Consider the following 18331-nt stretch of genomic DNA (forward strand, 5'->3'; position numbering starts at 1 on the left):
GGCCCCTGATGGACACGGTGCCGTGCTGCGAGAGACTGGGCCCATGCGCATTGTGGTTCTCGCCGGCGGCATCGGCGGCGCCCGCTTTCTGCGGGGACTGAAGGCAGCGGCTCCGGACGCGGACATCACGGTCATCGGCAACACCGGTGACGACATCCATCTGTTCGGGCTGAAGGTCTGCCCGGACCTGGACACCGTGATGTACACGCTCGGCGGCGGCATCAACGAGGAGCAGGGCTGGGGGCGTTCGGACGAGTCCTTCCACGTGAAGGAGGAGCTGGCGGCCTACGGCGTCGGACCCGAGTGGTTCGGGCTGGGCGACCGGGACTTCGCCACCCACATCGTCCGTACGCAGATGATGAGCGCGGGCTACCCGCTCAGCGCGGTCACCGAGGCGCTGTGCGACCGCTGGCAGCCCGGCGTGCGGCTGCTGCCGATGACCGACGACCGGGTCGAGACCCACGTCGCCGTCGAGGACGAGAACGGCGAGAAGAAGGCCGTGCACTTCCAGGAGTACTGGGTCCGGCTGCGCGCCTCCGTGCCCGCGGAGGCCGTCGTACCGGTCGGCGCCGAGCAGTCCAAGCCGGCGCCCGGCGTACTGGAGGCCATCGCGGCCGCCGACGTCATCCTCTTCCCGCCGTCCAACCCGGTCGTCAGCGTCGGCACGATCCTCGCCGTCCCCGGCATCCGCGAGGCCATCGCCGAGGCCGGCGCGCCGGTCGTCGGCCTCTCCCCCATCGTCGGTGACGCGCCGGTGCGCGGCATGGCCGACAAGGTGCTGGCCGCGGTCGGCGTGGAGTCCACGGCTTCGGCCGTCGCAGCCCACTACGGCATGGGGCTGCTGGACGGCTGGCTGGTGGACACCGTCGACGCGGACAAGGCCGCCGAGGTCGAGGAGGCCGGCATCCGCTGCCGCGCCGTACCGCTGATGATGACCGACCTGGAGACGACCGCCGCGATGGCCCGCGAGGCACTGACGCTGGCCGAAGAGGTACGGGCGTGACCGCCGGAACGCAGGACGGCCCCGCGGCTCCGCGCGCCCCCTACGGCGAGGACGCCGAAGTGCCCTCGTACCGCGTCTGGGCGCTGCCCGGCATCCCCGAGGTGCGCCCCGGCGACGACCTCGCCAAGCTGATCGCCGCCGCGGCCACAGCGGACGGGCTGCCGGGGCTGGCCGACGGCGACGTGCTGCTGGTCACCTCGAAGATCGTCAGCAAGGCCGAGGACCGGATCGTGGCGGCGGACGACCGCGAGACCGCCATAGATCAGGAGACGGTACGGGTCGTGGCACGCCGGGGCCGGCTGCGGATCGTCGAGAACCGCAACGGCCTGGTCATGGCCGCCGCCGGGGTCGACGCCTCGAACACCCCGCAGGGCACCGTCCTGCTGCTGCCCGAGGACCCCGACGCCTCGGCCCGGACGATCCGGGCCGGGCTGCGCGCCGCGCTCGGCGTGGACGTCGGCGTGATCGTCACCGACACCTTCGGGCGGCCCTGGCGCAACGGCCTGACCGATGTCGCCATCGGCGCGGCCGGCGTCCGGGCCCTGGAGGACCTGCGCGGCGGCACCGACGGCCACGGCAACCCGCTCAGCGCCACGGTCGTGGCCACCGCCGACGAGCTGGCGAGCGCGGGCGACCTGGTCAAGGGCAAGGCCGGCGGGCTGCCGGTCGCGGTGGTGCGCGGCCTGCCGCATGCCCTGACGGGTGCTCAGGGCGCCGCCGCGGGCTCCGGCAGCGCGGCGGGCGAGCCGGACACGGGCGCCCGGGCGCTGGTCCGCTCCGCCGCCGACGACATGTTCCGGCTCGGCACCTCCGAGGCCGTACGGGAGGCGCTGTCGCTGCGCCGTACGGTCCGGGAGTTCACCGACGACCCGGTGGACGGCGGCGCCGTGCGGCGGGCCGTCGCGGCGGCCGTGACCGCGCCCGCGCCGCACCACACCACCCCGTGGCGCTTCGTGCTGCTGGAGTCCGAGGAGTCCAGGACCCGGCTGCTGGACGCCATGCGGGACGCCTGGCTCGCGGACCTGCGGCGCGACGGCAAGTCCGAGGAGTCCGTCGCCAAGCGGGTGCGCCGCGGTGACGTGCTGCGCCGGGCCCCGTACCTGGCGGTGCCGTGCCTGGTCATGGACGGCTCGCACACGTACGAGGGGCCGGACGCGGCGGCCGACGCGCGGCGGAACGCGGCCGAGCGGGAGATGTTCGTGGTCGCCGCGGGCGCCGGGGTGCAGAACTTCCTCGTCGCGCTGGCCGGTGAGCGGCTGGGCTCGGCGTGGGTGTCCTCGACGATGTTCTGCCGGGATGTCGTACGGGACGTCCTGGGGCTGCCCGCCGACTGGGACCCGATGGGGGCGGTGGCCATCGGGCGGCCGGCGGGTGAGCCGAAGCCGCGGGCTCCGCGGGATGCGGCGGAGTTCCTGACCGTACGGTGACGGGGCCCGTCAGAGGCGGGCGATGTCGCGGACCGAGTAGCGGGGGGCTCGGCGGGGCGGGACTCGGCCCGACAGGAGGACGAAGCGGGCCGCGCGGTGGCGCTGGCCCTCGTAGGGCGCGAGCAGCTCCAGCATCTGCTCGTCGGTGCCGCCCGTCCGCCCGGTGAGGGCGTAGACCGCGATCCGCGGCAGGTGCAGGTCGCCGAGGGTCAGCGCGTCGGGCGCGCCGTTGGACCGCTGCAGGACCTCCGCCGCGGTCCACGGGCCGATGCCCTGCACGAGCTGGAGGCGGTGCAGCGCGGCCGCGAGGTCCATGTCCGCCGCCTCCTCCAGGCGGCGGGCGACCCGGGCGGCGCGTACGACCGTGTCGGAGCGCTTGGCGTCGACGCCCGCGCGGTGCCACTCCCAGGACGGGATCATGGCCCAGCCGCGCGGGTCGGGCATCACCCGCAGCCGCTCGTGCGGGCCGGGCGCCGGCTCCCCGAAGCGCTGCAGGAGCAGCCGCCAGGCCCGGTACGCCTCGTCGCTGGTGACCTTCTGCTCCAGGATCGAGGGGATCAGCGATTCGAGGACGAGGCCGGTACGGGCCAGCCGCAGGCCGGGGTTGCGCCGGTGCGCCTCGTGGACGATCCGGTGGCGGGCGGTGAAGGCCGCGGGGTCGTCCGAGTCGCCGAGCAGCGACGGGAGTTGCTCCAGCATCCAGTCGGCGCCGGGGCCCCACGCCTCGGCCGCCACGCACCCTTCGGCGGCGCGCGTGGCGATCCTGATCGTCGCGGGCCCGTCGGGCGTGCGGGAGGCCCGCCAGACCGTGCCGGACTCCACCCGGTACGCGGGGTCGCCCGGTCCGCGGCCCAGCACACCGAGGGTGCGCAGGAGGTCGTACGGGCCGGGCGGGGCCCAGGTGCGGGTGCGGGGCATCCGTTCAGCGTACGGGAGCCGAGTGGCGAGCCGGCCGCCCGGCAGCCGCCGTCACCGGGTGGCGGTCGTCACGGGGCCTCCGGACCGGCCGTCACTGGTCCGAGGAGAAGCGGACCGCCGCCGCCGGCAGATCGGCGTCGCACCACACGCGGATGCCCTCGCGCAGCTCGTTGTCGGCGCCGACGGTCGCACCGTCGCCGATGACCGCGCCGGAGAGGACCGTACGGGCGCCGACGCGGGCCCCCGCGCCGATGAGCGAGTCGTGGATCTGGGCGCCGGGCTCGACCACCGCGTCCGCCAGCACGGTGCTGCCGGCGATGCGCGCGCCCGCGCCGATCCGGGCGCCGCTGCCGACGACCGTGCCGCCGCTGAGCTTGGCGTCGGCGGCGACGTCGGCGCCTTCGAGGACGAGGTGTTCGCCGTGGCGGCCGGGGACGGCCGGGGAGGGCGCGTGGCCGAGGACGAGGTCGGCGGAGCCGCGGACGAAGGCCTGCGGGGTGCCGAGGTCGAGCCAGTAGGTGGAGTCGACCATGCCCTGGAGGTGGGCGCCGGACTCCAGCAGGCCGGGGAAGGTCTCGCGTTCGACGGAGACCGGGCGGCCCTGCGGGATGGAGTCGATCACGGAGCGGTTGAAGACGTAGGCGCCCGCGTTGATCTGGTCGGTGACGATCTCCTCGGGGGTCTGCGGCTTCTCCAGGAAGGCGGTGACCCGGCCGGTGTCGTCGGTGGGGACGAGGCCGTAGGCGCGCGGGTCGTCGACCCGGGTGAGGTGCAGCGAGACGTCGGCGGACGTCTCCTGGTGGGTCCGCACCAGGGCGGGGATGTCCAGCCCGGTGAGGATGTCGCCGTTGAAGATCAGTACCGGGTCGTCGGGGCCCGAGTGCAGCCGGTGGGCGACGTTGCGGATGGCGCCGCCGGTGCCGAGCGGTTCCTCTTCGGTGACGTATTCGAGGTGAAGCCCCCATTCCGCCCCATCACCGAAATACGGCTCGAAAACCTCGGCGAGGTAGGAAGTGGCCAGCACGATGTGCTCCACGCCCGCGGCGCGGGCCCGGGCGAGCTGGTGCGTCAGGAACGGCACACCCGCGGCCGGGACCATGGGCTTGGGCGTGTGCACCGTCAGCGGACGCAGCCTGGTGCCCTTGCCGCCGACCAGAAGGATCGCTTCAGTCACCTTTGAGTTCTCTGCTTCCTGCTGGGGTCGGCCGGACGGCGGACCAGTGTAGGCAGACGGTTTGCCCGCTTTGCCAGCGGGCTTACCCGCTGGTAGGCGGGCTCTCCGGCGCCGCCCGGCCCCGGAGCCCGTACGCGTCACGGGCTCCGGCCCCCGGACCCTCAGCGCCCCTGGAAGCGGGCGGAGGCGGTACGCGCCGAGCCGAGTGTGCCGTAGAGCGCGGCCCCCGGGCAGCTGGTCACAAAACCGTCCCTGTGTCCGGAGATGACATTCAGCCGGACTTTGGTTCCCTTCTTGAAACGGTTGCCGCCTCCTGAGACCAGCGTGGTCTTGCCGTTCGGGTTGCGTCCGTACAGCCCCAGCTTCCACGCGGTGAGCTTGCCGAGGGCGTCGACGGCGGGCGCCGGCGGCTTCGCCTTGTCGAAGGTGCCGATGACGGCGATGCCGGTGGTGTCGTTGTTGAAGCCGAGGGTGTGGGCGCCCATGACGGCCTTGGCGACGCCGCCGGCCCGGCCCTCGAAGATCGTGCCGCACTTGTCGATCACGAAGTTGTAGCCGAGGTCCCGCCAGTTGTTGCTCTTGACGTGGTAGCGGTAGATGCCCCGGATGATCGCCGACGACTGGTTGCAGGAGTAGGTGTTGCCGGTGGCGCTGTGGTGCACGAAGGCCGCCTTCACGGTCTTGGTGTACCCGAACTTCGGCTCCCGCAGCTGCTCGTCGGCGCCCCAGCCGGCCCGGGTGATGATCTTCGGCCGGGGCCCGTTGCGCGGCTCGGCCCCGGCCGCCTGGCCGCGGTCCTGCTGGCCGGCCGCTGCCAGGTCCGCCTGCAGCGCGTTCGCGGGCGCCGCCGGGATCTCGGTGGCACCCGGCGGGGCGAGCCCCGCGTTGGCGGCCGAGCTGTCGTTGGCCTGCTGGCCGGCGGCGGCCGGCGCGGGGTCGCGCTTGACCGGGGAACCGGGGTCGACCAGCTCCAGGCGCAGCCCGGCGGGCAGCTCGGTGACGGCCTGCCGGCCGGTCTCCGGGGCGATCCGCATCTGCACGGCGTCGGAGTCGCCCACCCACAGCGGGGCCGTGCCGCCGCGCGGCTTGGCGCCGCGTTCCGGGGAGTCCAGGTCGGGGGCGTCGTCGTAGTGCGTCTGCACGTCCTGCCAGGGGCCCCACTTATGGCTGGCGCTGGCGCGGGCGCGGACCTGGGGCTGGCCGTGCAGTTCGGACTTGGCGTCGGTCCACACGACACCGACGAGCGAGAAGGGCCGTACGTCCTTGACGGGCATGCCCAGGGGCGCGGCCGTGGCGGCGCGGCCCGAGCCGCGGCCGGGGAGGACGCGGTCGCGGTCGCCGAGCGGGACGAGCGGCAGGGACTGGGTGCTTCCGGGGACGTCCGCGGGGGCGGCCTCGGGAGCGGCGGCTGCGGGGGCCCGGACGGAATCCGCCCCGGCCGGCAGCGCGAGCGGTACGACGAGGGCCGCGAAGGTCGCGGCGCCGAGCGAAGTGGCAACGAAGGCACGCATGGAAGCGATCGTGTACGGAGTACGACAAATCCGCCATTGGGGAACTGACGCCCCATCGGCGCGCCGCTGCCTCACAAGAGGCGCCGGGTACGCCGTACGGCGGCGGTCGGCGCGCGTAGGCTGACGCCGATGAACGCCACCGACCGAACCCCCGCCGACCTGCTGCGATCCGCTCTGGCCACCGATCCGGCGCGGCCGCTCGTGACCTTCTACGACGACGCCACCGGCGAACGCGTCGAACTCTCCGTCGCCACCTTCGCCAATTGGGTGGCCAAGACCGCCAACTACCTCCAGGACGAGCTGTCGGCCGAGCCCGGCGACCGGCTCGCCCTGCTGCTGCCCACGCACTGGCAGACCGCCGTCTGGCTGGTGGCCTGCTCGTCCGTCGGAGTGATCGCGGACGTGGGCGGCGACCCGGCGGCCGCGGACGTCGTCGTCAGCGGCCCGGACACCCTGGAGGCGGCACGCGCCTGCTCCGGGGAGCGGGTGGCGCTCGCGCTGCGCCCGCTGGGCGGCCGCTTCCCCGAGCCGCCGGCCGGCTTCGCCGACTACGCCGCCGAGGTGCCGGCCCAGGGCGACCGCTTCGCACCGTACGCGCCGGTCGACCCCCACGCGCCTGCGCTCGCCGTGGAAGGCCGCGAGTTCACCGGCGCGGAGGCCGTCGCGGCGGCCGTGGAGCTGACGCGGCTGCCCGAGCGGCAGCGAGTGCTGTCCACGCTGCCGTACGGCACGTGGGACGGGCTGGCGTACGGGCTGTACGCACCGCTGGCGACCGACGGCTCCGTCGTCCTGTGCCGCCACGCGGACCGGCTGGACGACGGCGGACTGGCCCGCCGCAAGGAGGCCGAGCAGGTCACCGTCACGGCTCCCGACGGGCCCTGAGCCGCCGGCCGGCCGTCCTTACGGTTCGCCCGACCGGCCCAGCCGTCGCGCCCAGCGGGCGCCGATCCGTCCCGCGCGGCCCATGATCAGGGAGACGTACAACCCTGCGCGGGCCCCGGCCGTCTCCGTGGGTACCGGGGTCCGGGCGCGACGCCCGGGCCGTGGTGCCGAGTGAACCGGCCGTCCCCCGCGCGGCCGACGCACGAGGGGTGGACGCAGCCGTGAACGACAGGCCGGAGATCCCCGAAGAACTGAGGCGCTGCAACGAGCGGCCGGCGGCCGGCGAGGGCCGGCCCCGGCGCCGGTGGCTGCGCTGGACCGCCGTGGGCACCGGCGTCGCCGTGGTCGGCGCGGGCGCGGTCGGCTGGCTGGCGTACGACAAGCTCAACGGGAACATCACGGCCGACTCCGACACGGCCGCCAGGCTGCGCGCCTACGAGGCCGAGCGGCCGCCCGCCTCCGCGAAGAACGTGCAGAACATCCTGCTGATCGGCTCGGACAACCGCGGCGGCGGCAACCGCAAGTACGGCACCGACGACGGCACCCAGCGCTCGGACACCACGATCCTGCTGCACCTGGCGGCGGACCGGAAGAGCGCGACGGCGGTGAGCATCCCGCGCGACCTGATGGCGCAGGTGCCCGAGTGCACGAAGCCGGACGGCGGCCGTACCTCGCCCCTCTTCACCCAGTTCAACTACGCGTTCGAGGCGGGCGGGCCGGCCTGCTCGATCCGCACCGTCGAGCAGATGACCGACATCCGCGTCGACCACCACATGATCCTGGACTTCACCGGCTTCAAGCACATGGTGGACGCGGTGGACGGGGTGGAGGTCTGCCTGCCGGAGGCCGTCGCGGACCAGGACGCGCACCTGAACCTGGCGGCCGGGCGCCATGTGCTCCGCGGGGAGCAGGCGCTGGGGTACGTACGCACCCGCAAGTCGCTGGGCAACGGCAGCGACACCCAGCGGATGGAGCGCCAGCAGCAGTTCCTGGCGGCGCTGGTGAAGAAAGTGCAGGGCAACGGCGTACTGCTCAACCCCACGCGCCTGTACCCGCTGCTGGACGCCGCGACGAGCTCACTCACCACCGACGAGGGGCTGGCGTCGCTGAAGGACCTCTTCAATCTGGTGCGCAGCGTCCGCGACATCCCCACGGAGAAGATCCATTTCCTGACGGTTCCCCGCCAGGCATACGCGTACAACGTGAACCGCGACGAACTGGTGCAGCCGGACGCCGGCCGGCTCTTCGCGCGGCTGCGCGCGGACCGTCCCGTTCCGGTACGCCCCGCACCGACAGAACAGACGGACACCACCGAATACGACGATCCGGCCAAGGACCCGCACACCGGACAGACGGACGCCCGGGGTGCGGGCGGTTCGAACGCCGGGGACGAAACTGACAAGCCCGTCCATCCCGAATCGGCCACGCCGACACCCGGAACCACCTTCCGGGGAACCACCGCAGATCGGGGCATCTGCCGATAAAACCTCCGCAAAGGGTGCATCAAGGACGCGAAAGTATTGGGTGGATTGCCCAGTTGTAGGGACGTGGAATTTGTCACGGGCGTCGCTGGACGCTGAACTGGGCGGATAGTGTGAGCGATCCGGTCCGCAAGACTGGCTGACCGCGCACTGCAATCCGACCGACCGAGCGCCTTGAGGGGGCAGGCGCCGCGTGGCACCGACGGAGGACTCAAGGCACCGTGGACGCGCAAGGCCGTGGGCAGGCGGGCGACATCGATCCCGCCGATCAGTGGGTGTTCGACCCGAACACCGGCAACTACGAGCTGCGACTGGATACTGGCGCAAAGTCAGCCTCCGGGCAGGCCGGCCGGAGAACCGCAGCCCCCTCCGCATCCCCCGCACAAGGTGGCCGGAAGGAGCGGCGCGCGCAGGAGCGCGGCCGGTCGTCCGGAAACGACCGTGACAATCCGACCCGGGAGCTGCCCGCGCAGCGCAACCGCCGGGCCGGCGGGCGCGCGGGACACCGGGCGGCCGCGGCGGCGCCCGCCGCGAGCACCGGCCGGCGCAAGCCCAAGCCGAAGGCGTCGGGGAAGAAGAAAGCGCTGTACTGGGGCGCGGGCGCGATGGGCTTCGTGCTGGTCGCCGGCTGCACGGGGGCGTACTTCGTCTACCAGCACCTGGACGGCAACATCTCCAAGGTCGACGTCGGCATCAACAACGAAGCGGTCACCGACGGCCCGGTGAACATCCTGATCATGGGCACCGACTCCCGTGAGGGGAAGGGCAACGACGGCTACGGGGACTTGGGCAGTGTCGGCCACGCCGACACCACGATCCTGATGCACGTCTCCAAGGACCGGACGAACGCCACCGCGCTGAGCATCCCGCGCGACATGATCACCGATATCCCGGCCTGCCCCACGAAGCAGGAGAACGGCTCGACGAAGACCGTTCCCGGCGAGACGGGCGTGCGCTTCAACACCAGCCTCGGCCAGGAGGGGCGGGACCCGGGCTGCACCTGGCGGACCGTCGAGAAGATGACCGGCCTGAAGATCAACCACTTCATGATGGCGGACTTCAACGCGGTCAAGGAGCTGTCCACCGCGGTGGGCGGCGTCGAGGTCTGCGCCGGCAAGGACATCGACGACCCCAAGTCGCACCTGAAGCTCAAGGCCGGCAAGCACACCGTCCAGGGCGAGCAGGCGCTGGCGTTCGTCCGTACCCGGCACACCGTCGGCACCGGCAGTGACCTGAGCCGCATCGAGCTGCAGCAGCAGTTCCTCAGCTCGATGATCCGCAAGATGAAGTCCGACGACACGCTCACCGACGTCAATAAGCTGTGGAAGCTGAGCAACGCCGCCACCAAGGCGCTCACGGTCGACACCGGTATCGGTACGGCCAGCAAGCTGATGGACCTGGCCAAGGACCTCAGCCGGGTGGACGTCAAGAACGTCACTTTCGCGACCGTGCCGGTTCTGGACAACCCTGACGACCCCGCGACCGTCATATTGGACAAGGCCAAGGCCGATCCGCTGTTCAAGATGGTCCAGGCCGACCACTCGCTGACCAAGACGAAGAAGGACAAGGCGAAGAAGAAGACCAAGCCGGCCACCAAGGCTCCCGCGTCCGAGGTGCGGGTCGACGTCTCCAACGGCGGCGGCCCCCTGGGTGCCGCCCAGGAGACCGTGGACTGGCTGCAGAACACCAAGGGCGCGCCGCTGTCCACCAACGCCGGCAACGCCTCGACCACGCTGGACGCGACGCGTCTGGAGTACGCGCCCAACCAGGCCGGCCAGGCCGCCACCCTGGCCGAGTGGATGGGCCTGCCCCAGTCCGCGCTGAAGGAGACCAGCGGCGACGCCGGACCCAAGGTGCCGATGAAGCTCATCCTCGGCAAGGACTTCACCGGGGCCGGGGAGCCGGTCGGGCCGCCGGACAAGACCCCGGACGGGGTCCAGAACGTCAACGCGGACAACAAGAACGTCTGTGCCAAGTAAGCGCACTTGCACCAATAACACCAAGTGAAGACCGACCGGCCGCCCTGCCAGGCCGCCGAGCGCACCACCGGATGGAAGAAACGGGGAGGGGCAGCCGATGCGGCAGAGCAGTGTGCGTGGTGACCGATCACGCCGACACCAGCCCGATGCCCAGGAGTTGGGCTGGGACGACAGCCTCTACGAAGGCCGCAGCGACGGACAGGGCGGGGACGGCGGTGCGGCCGGGCCCGCCGAGCCCCCCGGCCGCGGCAGGCGCAAACGCCGAAGAGGCCGCCGGGTCCTGCGCTGGACCGCCGGCATCGCCGCGCTCCTCGTCCTCGGTACGGCGGGCGCGGGCTACCTCTACTACGAGCACCTCAACGGAAACCTGCGCAAGGGCGCGCTCGACCTCGGCGAGGGCGGGCTGAAGAAGCCCGAGCCAAACGCCTTCGGGCAGACCCCGATGAACATCCTGCTGCTCGGCTCGGACAGCCGGAACAGCAAGGCGAACCTCAAGCTCGGCGGCGCCAAGGCCGATGTGGGCCGCAAGCCGCTGGCGGACGTGCAGATGCTGCTGCACGTCTCCGCCGACCGCTCCAGCATGTCGGTGCTCTCGATACCCCGCGACACCCGGGTGACCATCCCTCAGTGCACCGACCCCAAGAGCGGCGAGACGTACCCGCAGACCACCGCGCCCATCAACCAGTCGCTGCAGCACGGCGGTCCGGGCTGCACGGTCGCCACCTGGAAAGAACTGACCGGCATCTACATCGATCACTTCATGATGATCGACTTCGCCGGCGTGGTGGACATGGCCGACGCGGTGGGCGGCGTCCCGGTCTGCGTCGACAACAACATCTACTCGCACGACAGCAAGGGCCACGGCAGCGGCCTGAAGCTGACGAAGGGCGACCACAACATCAAGGGCGTGCAGGCGCTCCAGTGGCTGCGCACCCGCTACGGCTTCGAGGACAACACCGACATCGGCAGGGCCAAGGCCCAGCACATGTACATGAACTCGATGATCCGTCAGCTCAAGGCGGGCACCAAGCTCACCGACCCCGGCAAGCTGCAGGCGCTGGCGGAGGCCGCCACCAAGGCGCTGACCGTGGACGACGGGCTCGGCAGCGTCAAGAAGCTCTACGACCTCGGCGGCGACCTCAACCGGGTGCCGGTCAAGCGGGTCACCATGGCGACCATGCCCTGGTCGTACGGCCCGGGTGAGTCCTACGTCATCCCCAAGCCGGGCGACGCCGAGCAGGTGTTCGCGATGCTGCGCAACGACACGGCGCTGGACGGCAAGGACCAGAAGAAGAAGCCCGCCGCGGACCCGAAGCCCGCGACCGCCAAGGACCAGCTGCAGATCACCGTGCAGAACGGCACCAACGGCGCCATCCAGGGCCCGGTGGTGGGCCGCGCGAGCGCGGTGCAGGGGCAGCTGGCGACGCTCGGCTACACGGCCGCCGGCACGGACGCCACGCTCATCGCCCAGGCCGACACCACGATCACGTACGGCGGCAAGGACGCGGAGGGCGACGCGCTGGCCGTCGCCAAGGCGCTCGGGCTGCCCAAGAGCGCGGTGAAGGAGTCCAGTTCGGCCCAGGGCATCCGGCTGATCGTCGGCAACGACTGGCGTACCGGCACCACGTATCCGAAGACGGCCGGCGGCAAGCAGCAGGCCGACAAGGCCCCGGAGAGCGCGGACGCCCTCAACGGCGAGGACAAGAAGGCGTGCATGAAGGTGAACCCGAGCTACACCTGGTGAAGCACGGGACGTGAAACGACGGCGGCGGCCGGTCCCCGAGGGGGCGGCCGCCGCCGTCGTACGTGTCCGCCGCCTACGCGGCCTTCTCGGCCGGGGCCGTCACCGCCGGCCGGCGGCTGGCGATGACCTTCCTGGCCAGCGAGCGGGGGCTGGTGAGGAAGCCCCAGCCCCACGACATGTGCATGGTCGCCAGCGCGACGGGGATCTGGGCGCGGGCCTTGAGCGACAGCCCCTTGCCGGCCGGGACCGAACCCGCCGCGATGGCCGCGAGGTAGGCGCCGGGGACGACAAAGCCCCAGGGCGTCACGGCCGCGCCGACCACGAGGCCCGCGGCGAACGCGCACAGCGCGGTCGGCGGGGCCAGGTAGCGGGCGTTGATCGAACCGGAGTGGTAGCGGGCGACGACGTGCCGCCACTTGCCGTAGTCCTTGTACTGCTTGGCCAGTGCCTTCACGCTCGGCCGCGGGCGGTACTGCACCTTCAGCTCGGGCGAGAACCAGACCAGCCCGCCCGCCTCACGGATGCGGAAGTTCAGCTCCCAGTCCTGGGCGCGGATGAACTCCACGTTGTACCCGCCCTGCTGCTCCAGCGCCTCGCGCCGGAAGACGCCCAGGAAGACGGTCTCGGCGGGGCCGGCCTGGCCGCCGGTGTGGAAGGCCGCGTTGCCCACCCCGATCTTCGAGGTCATGGCGGCCGCGACGGCCTCCTCCCAGGCGTTCTCGCCCTCGGCGTTCATGATCCCGCCGACGTTCTGGGCGCCGGTCTCCTCCAGGAGGCGCACGGCGGTCGCGATGTAGTTGGGCGACAGCATGCCGTGGCCGTCCACCCGCACCACGATGGGGTGCCGGGACGCCTCGATCGCGGCGTTCAGCGCGGCGGGCGTACGGCCGGTGGGGTTGGGCACGGTGTGGACCCGCGGGTCCTCGCGTACCAGCTCGGCGGCGATCTCGTCGGTGCGGTCCGTGGACGGCCCGAGCGCGATCACCACCTCCATCTCGCCGTCGTACTCCTGCTCCAGGATGTGGCGCACGGAGCTGCGCAGATGACGTTCCTCATTGAGCACCGGCATGATCACGGAGACCGCGGGGTGCCGGCTCGGCGTGGCGTGGGTGTCGTTCATCAGAGTTCACGTTACCGCGAACGGCCGTACGGGCCTGACGGCAGCCGAGTGGCGCTGGGGACAAGAGCGGCGTGTGATGACAGTCAGCCGATCATATCGACGTACTGTCACACGTCCCCCTGCTCCCTATGAGGAGGTGCCCCGCAATGCCCCCACCGCCCCGCACCCTCCCGCTCCCCGCACCCGGCAGGCGGCGCCGGCGCGCCCGGTGGCTCGTGCGGGTGACCGCCGTCACGTCCGTCGCCCTGCTGGCCGCGAGCGGCATCGGACACGCGATGGTCACCGGGGTCGACGAGGGCATCACCCGGGTGGATGCCTTCAAAGGGATGGACCACCGGCCCCGCCCCGTCACCGGCACCGGGATGAATTTCCTGGTCGCGGGCACCGACGGCCGGGACCGGCTGTCGAAGGCGGAGAAGGAGCGGTACCACCTCGGCGGTGCGCCCTGTCACTGCACCGACACGATCATGCTCGTCCATCTGTCGGCGGCCAGGGACCGGGCCAGCGTGATCAGCCTGCCCCGCGACTCCTACGCCGAGGTGCCGGAGCACCGGAACGAGCGGACCGGCCGGACGGTGCCGGCGCACCACGCCCGGCTGAACGCGGCGTACGCGGAGGGCGGCCCCAACCTCACCGTCCGCACCGTCGAGCACATGACCGGCGTGCACGTCGACCACTACCTGGAGGTCGACTTCACCAGCTTCATGAAGACCGTGGACGCGGTCGGCGGCGTGCAGGTGTGCACCCCCTCACCGCTGAAGGACCGCTACACCGGACTCGACCTGCCCAAGGGCACCAGCAAGCTGAACGGCGGCGAGGCGCTGCAGTACGTCCGTGCCCGGCACCTCGACGGCGGCTCGGACCTGGGCCGCATGCAGCGGCAGCAGCGCTTCCTGGTGGCCCTGATGCACCGCGTCACCGGCTCGGAGACGCTGACGAATCCGGTGGCCTTCAAGCGGATCACCTCGACCATGCTGGGCTCGCTGCGGGCGGACGCCGGCTTCGGCCCGCGCGAGATGGTCGCGCTCGGCCAGGCGCTGCGCAGCTTCAAGCCCTCCTCCTCGGAGTTCACCTCGGTCCCGGTCAGCGACATCAGCTACACCGTGCCGAACCTCGGCTCGACGGTGAAGTGGGACGAGGAGCGGGCGGCGAAGCTCTTCGAGGCCATCCGCGCGGACCGCCCGCTGGCCGCGCACAAGAAGCGCAAGCACCGCGCGACCATGGTCGACGTGGCACCCAACGAGGTCCGGGTCCAGGTGGAGAACGGCACCCCCACCCGGGGCCTGGCCGCCAGGACCGACAAGGCGCTGCGGGCGGAGGGCTTCGCGACCACCGGCGCGCCCCGCAACGCCCAGACCCGGGCCGAGCGCACCGAGATCGCTTACGACCCGCGCTGGGACCGCTCGGTACGGACGCTGGCCGCGGCGCTGCCCGGCGCGAAGCTGCGCGAGGTGCCGGGCCAGGGGCCGGTGCTGCGCGTCACGCTCGGCCCCGGCCACCAGGACGTGCACAAGGTGCGCGCCGAGGTCCCGGCGCCCGGCTCGGGCGACGTCCCGGCCGTCACGGGCGACGAGGAGGAGTGCAAGTGACAGCCCCGGACGGCCGGTGGCCGTCCGCGCGTCGGGTCAGCCCTCGTCGACGCCGTCGGCGGTGCGCTGCTCGCGCAGCTCCTTGATGGCACGGCGGCGGGCGAGCCGGTGCGTACGGCGGATCTGCGCCTCCTGGTAGCGGCGCTTGTCGCGCTCGGTCTCGGGGATCACCGGGGGGACCGCGCGCGGCTTGCCGTTCTCGTCGACGGCGGCGAAGACCAGGTAGGCGGAACCGACCTGCTGGGCGGGGGTGGACTCGTTCCAGCGCTCGGCGAGCACCCGTACGCCGACCTCCATCGAGGACCGGCCGGTCCAGTTGACCTGGGCCTTCACATGCACCAAATCGCCGATCCTGACCGGCTCCAGGAACGCCATCTCGTCCATGGAGGCGGTGACGGCGGGGCCGCCGGAGTGCCGGCCGGCCACCGCGCCCGCCGCGTCGTCCACCAGCCTCATGATCACTCCGCCGTGGACGGTGCCGAGGAGATTGGTGTGGCTCGCATCCATGATGTGGCTGAGCGTGGTGCGCGAGACGGAGGTGGGCTTGCCCGGAAGGCCGCCCTCCGGACCGTCGGTGACGGGATCGGTCATACGTCCACCTTATGCACCCCGGCGGACACCTTCCGCCCGAGTCGGTCACGGACGCCCTCAAGCGGTCCACTTTGCTCGCCTTTCAGGCGATTACGGTCGCAATTGTTCGCAAACGCTCGCCCCAACCATCCCGTATATCCGCTTCCCGACCCACGCGGCCCAATGGTCACTCCCTCCCCTATATGCCGCACCGGATTGCATCAGCTCTGCAACAGCCACGGTCCGATCCCGTCCCCGACCTGTATGGCGGGGCGTACCGGCAGGCACACTTTGCTTCATGAACGAGTGGCGCGACGGGCTCCCCCGTGACGACGACAGGAACCGGTACGGACGCGGCAGCGGCAGCGCCCAGCCGGAGGGCGCCCGTGCCATGCGACAGGTGCGCCGGCAGCCCGCCTCCGCCCACGGCGAGCCCCCGCTGCCGCCCGGCATGTCGCCGCGCCGGCAGGCCGTACCGCCGCAGCCCGGTTACGACGGCGGCCACGGCGGCGGCCGGTACGACGACGGGTACAACACCGGTCAGGTCTACGGCGGCGGCCACGGCGGTGGCGGCGGCCGCGGTGACGACGGTTACCGCCCCCGCCCCAATTGGGGCCGCCGCATCAAGGTGACGCTCACCACGCTGGTCGTCGTCGTGCTCGCCGTCTCGATCGGCACGTACTTCTGGGCCGACTCCAAGATGCGCAAGGAGGTCGACCTCAGCAAGGTGATCGACCGCCCCGAGACGGGCGACGGCACCAACTACCTGATCGTCGGCTCCGACAGCCGCGAGGGCATGAGCGACCAGCAGAAGAAGGACCTGCACACGGGCTCCGCCGAAGGCAAGCGGACCGACTCGATGATGATCCTGCACACCGGGTCCAACGGTCCGACGCTGATCTCGCTGCCCCGCGACTCCAACATCACGATCCCGGAGTTCCGCGGCTCGGAGTCCGGCAAGATGCAGCCCGCGATGGGCGCCAACAAGCTCAACGCGGCGTACTCCATCGACGGCCCGCAGTTGCTGGTCCGCACCGTGGAGTACAACACCGGCCTGCACATCGACCACTACGCCGAGATCGGCTTCGCCGGCTTCGCGAACATCGTGGACGCCATCGGCGGCGTGGACATGAAGCTGGACAAGGGCTTCAAGGACAAGTGGTCCGGCGCCGACTTCAAGGCCGGCGAGCAGACCCTGAACGGCCAGCAGGCCCTGGCGTACGTCCGTACCCGGCACGCCTTCGCCGGCAGCGACCTGGACCGCACCAAGAACCAGCAGAAGTTCCTCTCGACGCTGGCCCACCAGGTGGCCTCGCCCGGCACGCTGCTGAACCCCTTCGAGCTCTACCCCGCCATGGGCGCCGGCCTGGACACCCTCATCGTCGACGAGGACATGGGCCCCTACTCCCTGGCCAAGATGTTCTTCGGGCTGAAGGACGTCACCAGCAAGGGCGGCGACGGGAAGTCGATGAACATGCCGGTCTCCGGCAGCGTCGGCGGCAACCTCGCGTGGGACATGCCGAAGGTCAAGCAGCTGGTGAACGAGCTGAAGAACGACGACCCGGTCACGGTCACCGCCGACCAGTGACCCGCTCGGGCGCATGAGAAGGCCCCGGCTCCCTTCGAGGAGCCGGGGCCTTCTGCCATGCCCTGAACCGCCGTTACGGCAGGTTGCGGGCCATGACGATGCGCTGGACCTGGTTGGTGCCCTCGTAGATCTGCGTGATCTTCGCGTCGCGCATCATGCGCTCCAGCGGGTAGTCACGGGTGTAGCCGTAGCCGCCGAGGAGCTGGACCGCGTCGGTGGTGATCTCCATGGCCGCGTCGGAGGCGTAGCACTTGGCGGCGGCGCCGAAGAAGGTGAGGTCCTCGTCCTTGCCGCCGGCGGAGATCCGCTCGGACTTCGCGGCGGCCGCGTAGGTCAGCTGACGGGCCGCCTCCAGCTTCATGGCCATGTCGGCGAGCATGAACTGCACGCCCTGGAAGTCGCCGATCGGCTTGCCGAACTGCTTGCGCTCCTGCACGTACCCCTTGGCGTAGTCCAGCGCGCCCTGGGCGATGCCCAGCGCCTGGGCCGCAATCGTGATGCGGGTGTGGTCCAGGGTCTTCATCGCGGTGGCGAAGCCGGTGCCCTCCGCGCCGATCATGCGGTCGGCGGGGATGCGCACGTTGTCCAGGTAGACCTCGCGGGTCGGCGAGCCCTTGATGCCCAGCTTCTTCTCCGGAGCGCCGAAGGAGACGCCCTCGTCGCCCTTCTCCACCACGAACGCGGAGATGCCCTTGGAGCGCTTCTCGGGGTCGGTGACGGCCATCACCGTGTAGTACTCCGAGACGCCGGCGTTGGTGATCCAGCGCTTCACGCCGTTGAGCACCCAGAAGTCGCCGTCGCGCACGGCCTTGGTCTTCATGCCCGCCGCGTCCGAACCGGCGTCCGGCTCGGAGAGGCAGTACGAGAACATCGCGTCGCCCTTGGCCAGCGGGCCCAGGTACTTCTTCTTCAGCTCCTCGGAGCCGGAGAGGATCACCGGCAGCGAGCCCAGCTTGTTCACGGCGGGGATCAGGGAGGAGGAGGCACAGGCGCGGGCCACCTCCTCGATGACGATGACGGTCGCGAGGGCGTCGGCGCCGGCGCCGCCGTAGGCCTCGGGGACGTGCACGGCGTGCAGGTCATTGGCGACCAGGGCATCCAGCGCCTCCTGCGGGAAGCGGGCCTCCTCGTCCACCGCGGTGGCGACCGGAGCGATCTTCGCCTCGGCGAGCGCGCGCACCGACTCGCGGAGCATGTCGTGCTCCTCGGCCGGCCGGTACAGATCGAAATCGGCGTTTCCCGCCAAGGTCTCTCATCTCCCCTGAGTGCTAACTACCGTTAAGTAACCTGTCGCGTTTCCCCGAATTCTAGAGCCGGGGCACCCCGCGGGGTACGTGAGGTTGCC

At 71.6% G+C, this 18331-nt stretch carries 14 protein-coding genes; 8 read left to right on the top strand and 6 right to left on the bottom strand.

The features are described from left to right. Positions 1–43 precede the first annotated feature (43 nt). Together cofD and ACIGQF_RS36390 are read left to right on the top strand one after the other, a co-directional pair. On the top strand, positions 44–1003 hold the full coding sequence (gene cofD, locus ACIGQF_RS36385; RefSeq protein ID WP_399719696.1) for a 2-phospho-L-lactate transferase: 960 nt from the start codon (positions 44–46) through the stop codon (positions 1001–1003). Then, positions 1000–2430, top strand: coding sequence for a coenzyme F420-0:L-glutamate ligase (locus tag ACIGQF_RS36390; RefSeq protein ID WP_399719699.1), 1431 nt, complete (start codon positions 1000–1002; stop codon positions 2428–2430). Before cofD ends, ACIGQF_RS36390 begins: the two co-directional genes overlap by 4 nt. Before the next feature lie 9 nt (positions 2431–2439). On the opposite strand, the gene ACIGQF_RS36395 is transcribed toward ACIGQF_RS36390, so the two are convergent. The 3 genes from ACIGQF_RS36395 to ACIGQF_RS36405 form a co-directional block, all read right to left on the bottom strand. After that, positions 2440–3348 carry a DNA-3-methyladenine glycosylase family protein gene (locus ACIGQF_RS36395; RefSeq protein WP_399719701.1) on the bottom strand — a complete coding sequence of 303 codons (909 nt, stop codon included), beginning with the start codon at positions 3346–3348 and terminating at the stop codon, positions 2440–2442. Positions 3349–3439: 91 nt separating this feature from the next. After that, positions 3440–4522, bottom strand: coding sequence for a sugar phosphate nucleotidyltransferase (locus ACIGQF_RS36400; RefSeq protein WP_399719704.1), 1083 nt, complete (start codon positions 4520–4522; stop codon positions 3440–3442). Positions 4523–4683: 161 nt separating this feature from the next. Further along, positions 4684–6033, bottom strand: coding sequence for a peptidoglycan recognition protein (locus ACIGQF_RS36405; RefSeq protein ID WP_399719706.1), 1350 nt, complete (start codon positions 6031–6033; stop codon positions 4684–4686). Positions 6034–6162: 129 nt separating this feature from the next. Here ACIGQF_RS36405 and ACIGQF_RS36410 point away from each other — a divergent pair, with 129 nt between their 5' ends. The 4 genes from ACIGQF_RS36410 (at position 6163) to ACIGQF_RS36425 (ending at position 12119) form a co-directional block, all read left to right on the top strand. Continuing rightward, positions 6163–6915: a TIGR03089 family protein gene (locus ACIGQF_RS36410; protein ID WP_399719709.1), complete on the top strand. Its 753-nt coding sequence runs from the start codon at positions 6163–6165 to the stop codon at positions 6913–6915. Between the two features lie 221 nt (positions 6916–7136). After that, the gene (locus ACIGQF_RS36415) at positions 7137–8399 is read left to right on the top strand and encodes an LCP family protein (protein WP_399719712.1); all 1263 of its coding nucleotides are present in this window, start codon (positions 7137–7139) and stop codon (positions 8397–8399) included. Between the two features lie 218 nt (positions 8400–8617). Further along, positions 8618–10375 (top strand): LCP family protein, encoded by a 1758-nt coding sequence (locus tag ACIGQF_RS36420; RefSeq protein ID WP_399719715.1) that lies wholly within the window; start codon positions 8618–8620, stop codon positions 10373–10375. A gap of 97 nt (positions 10376–10472) precedes the next feature. After that, positions 10473–12119: an LCP family protein gene (locus ACIGQF_RS36425; RefSeq protein ID WP_399719717.1), complete on the top strand. Its 1647-nt coding sequence runs from the start codon at positions 10473–10475 to the stop codon at positions 12117–12119. Between the two features lie 73 nt (positions 12120–12192). Here ACIGQF_RS36425 and ACIGQF_RS36430 read toward each other — a convergent pair whose 3' ends face one another. Then, entirely contained in the window at positions 12193–13239 is a 1047-nt protein-coding gene (locus ACIGQF_RS36430; protein ID WP_399719720.1) for a glycosyltransferase family 2 protein, read from the bottom strand. Positions 13240–13385: 146 nt separating this feature from the next. Between ACIGQF_RS36430 and ACIGQF_RS36435 the strand changes: the two genes are divergently transcribed. Beyond that, a complete protein-coding gene (locus ACIGQF_RS36435) occupies positions 13386–14828 on the top strand; it encodes an LCP family protein (protein ID WP_399719723.1) in 1443 nt (480 codons plus the stop codon). Between the two features lie 36 nt (positions 14829–14864). On the opposite strand, the gene ACIGQF_RS36440 is transcribed toward ACIGQF_RS36435, so the two are convergent. Beyond that, positions 14865–15419 (bottom strand): acyl-CoA thioesterase, encoded by a 555-nt coding sequence (locus ACIGQF_RS36440; protein WP_399719726.1) that lies wholly within the window; start codon positions 15417–15419, stop codon positions 14865–14867. Positions 15420–15696: 277 nt separating this feature from the next. Here ACIGQF_RS36440 and ACIGQF_RS36445 point away from each other — a divergent pair, with 277 nt between their 5' ends. Beyond that, positions 15697–16986 (top strand): LCP family protein, encoded by a 1290-nt coding sequence (locus ACIGQF_RS36445; RefSeq protein ID WP_399719728.1) that lies wholly within the window; start codon positions 15697–15699, stop codon positions 16984–16986. Between the two features lie 73 nt (positions 16987–17059). On the opposite strand, the gene ACIGQF_RS36450 is transcribed toward ACIGQF_RS36445, so the two are convergent. Beyond that, entirely contained in the window at positions 17060–18232 is a 1173-nt protein-coding gene (locus ACIGQF_RS36450; RefSeq protein WP_399719731.1) for an acyl-CoA dehydrogenase family protein, read from the bottom strand. Positions 18233–18331: the final 99 nt, after the last annotated feature.

Origin of the sequence: Streptomyces sp. NPDC053560 (genome assembly GCF_044544605.1) — a bacterium.
In the GTDB taxonomy this organism is placed as follows: Bacteria; Actinomycetota; Actinomycetes; order Streptomycetales; family Streptomycetaceae; genus Streptomyces.